This window comes from Brevibacillus migulae (genome assembly GCF_004521915.1).
GTDB classification, from domain to species: Bacteria; Bacillota; Bacilli; order Brevibacillales; family Brevibacillaceae; genus Brevibacillus_F; species Brevibacillus_F migulae.
In genome coordinates this window covers 1-1,774 of the sequence record NZ_SDKD01000057.1, presented here as the reverse complement: position 1 = coordinate 1,774, position 1,774 = coordinate 1, and the positions used below count along the sequence as shown (strand labels likewise).

Below are 1,774 nucleotides of genomic sequence, written 5' to 3'. Positions count from 1 at the left end.
AAGAGGGTGTCCCAAAAGTAAACTCTGGAACACCTTCATCAGAAAAAATTAGATGAGTTTCGGAAGAAACTAAGGGGTTAAGCGGTCTGTTCTCGCTTAACCCCTTGGTTTTTAGCGTCTACCGCTGCTTTCTTGAGCAGATTGTGGGCAAGGGAAAGCCACCCGACCTCCAGACTTACTTTTGGTAAGCCTCGAAGCAGGAACCTTTTAAAGCCTCGGTTGTTCTTCATATCGCCAAATACGGGCTCCGGCTCGATCATGCGCCTCACGGCCAGGGCATAGCCTTCTTCGCTGCAGAGTTTTTGCCTTGCTTGGTTCTTAAGCCGCAAATACTTCATGCTGACTTTGATCTCACGATCTCCTTGGGCTTTCGTACACTGAGGCTTTAGCGGGCACCCCTCACAACCGGCACTTCGGTAATGACGGTATTCGATTTCATACCCACTTTCCGTTTTCTCCTTACTTATCCGGCGGAAATGGAGCGTTTGATCTGCCGCGCATGTCCACGTATCTTGTTCGCTGTTATAGGTCCAGTTGTCAATCTTGCTGATGTCCTTTTGCCATGCCTTACTTTTTTCACGGTGATACGTACTGTATTTGACGATGGCTTCGACTTCATTCTGCTCCAAGTAGTCATAATTCTCCTCGCCGCCATAGCCCGCATCAGCAATGACGGTGTTTGGCAGCTTGCCGAACTGTGATTTTATTTTCTCCAGATGAGGAATGAGGCAGCGTGTATCAGTTGGCCGCTGGTGGACACTGTAGCCGAGAATGAATTGATTTTCGGTGCCGATCTGAACGTTGTAACCCGGCTTGAGCTGGCCGTTTCGCATGTGGTCCTCTTTCATCCGCATAAATGTAGCATCATGGTCCGTTTTGCTGTAGCTGTTTCGCTTTCCTAATATCGTCTCATGCGTCTCATACTTTGGGAGGCGAGGAAGCAGATCCTTGCGGATTGTGCGAACCGCCTTCTTTAGTGGCTTGTCTTTTGGTTTCTCCTGCAGACGCTCTTCCAATTGCTTGACAGCATACTCCAGCTTTTCACTGGTGATGGTAGAAGACTCGCCGATTTCACGAAGATCCTTGCCCTCGTGAGTTCTTTCTTCATACTTCTCAGCTTCTTCAATAGCGGCGAACAAAGTCTGGACTTTCTCCTGAAGTTTGGCCTTCTGCTTCACGACAGCCTTTCCCCAAACAAACGTATACCGATTAGCATTGGCTTCGATCTTGGTGCCATCCACAAAGTAATGCTCCAGCTGCACGTAGTTCTCCTCAACCAGAAATTGAAGCACCGCGGTAAACACGGTCTCCAGTACGGTTTTCATGCGCTCTGAGCGAAAGCGGTTGATGGTACGAAAGTCTGGGCGCTGCCTACCTGCGATCCACATAAACATGATGTTTTCACGGACGGCCTTGGCAATCTGGCGAGAAGAGTAGATACGCTGAGTGTACGCGTAAATGATGATTTTGGTGAGCATTTTGGGGTGATAGCTATCTCGTCCGCCACCGGGGTAAGCCGCATCGAAGATGGCGTCGTCGAGACGATTGACGGCGGCGTTGACCACACGAACGAGGTGATTTGCGGGAATGTCTTCTTCTAAATCCATTGGTAAGCAGAGTTGATCCATGGTATATTGAATGTACAAAGAAACCGACTCCTTTTTGTAAATGGTGGGTGGTACTTCCATTTTAACAAAGGGCGGTTTCTTTTTGTTTAACTGAATGAAAAGAGGGCAGTCCCTCAGTCATTTATGATGACTTTTGGGACACCCTC

At 48.5% G+C, this 1,774-nt stretch carries 1 protein-coding gene; it reads right to left on the bottom strand.

Features of this window, described 5'->3' with window-relative positions; all coding sequences use genetic code 11:
* Window positions 1–77: 77 nt before the first annotated feature.
* Window positions 78–1,646, bottom strand: a complete 1,569-nt coding sequence (locus EIZ37_RS25455; RefSeq protein ID WP_134687565.1) for an IS1182 family transposase — start codon at window positions 1,644–1,646, stop codon at window positions 78–80.
* Between the last annotated feature and the right edge of the window lie 128 nt (window positions 1,647–1,774).